1 protein-coding gene is annotated in these 415 nt (G+C 53.7%); it reads left to right on the top strand.

What is annotated here, in order from left to right; genetic code table 11:
* Window positions 1-364 (top strand): polyprenyl synthetase family protein (locus KDM89_RS20015; RefSeq protein WP_212689632.1); only part of this gene is annotated, 364 nt, incomplete at its 5' end.
* Window positions 365-415 lie beyond the last annotated feature (51 nt).

The raw sequence follows: 415 nt of genomic DNA, 5'->3' as shown, positions 1-415 counted from the left end.
GATGCACAGACTGAAAACTGGCGCGCTGCTGCGTGCATCGGTCATGCTGGGCGCTATCTGTGGCAAATTACCCGATGCGACAGAAACAGAAGCGTTGCATGCGTATGCGGGTGCCATCGGTCTCGCCTTTCAGGTAGTGGACGATATTCTGGATGCGACTGCGGACTCAGCCACTCTGGGTAAAACCGCAGGAAAAGATGCTGCCGATAACAAGCCGACTTATGTGAGCCTGCTTGGTCTGGATGCCTCACGTCAACTGGCTGGCCAATTGTGCCGTGACGCTCATGAGGCCCTGTTGCCCTTTGGTGAGAAGGCACACTACTTGCATGATCTGGCCGATCTGATCGTACAAAGACAAGCGTAAACCGCGACCCACTATGACTAGCTTATTACAACAAATTCAATCTCCGGCGGA

The organism is Cognatundibacterium luofuense (assembly GCF_018139685.1).
GTDB lineage: Bacteria > Pseudomonadota > Gammaproteobacteria > Burkholderiales > Burkholderiaceae_D > Undibacterium > Undibacterium luofuense.
The sequence above is the reverse complement of the archived record's forward strand: the minus strand, read 5'-3'. Positions and strand labels throughout refer to the sequence as shown.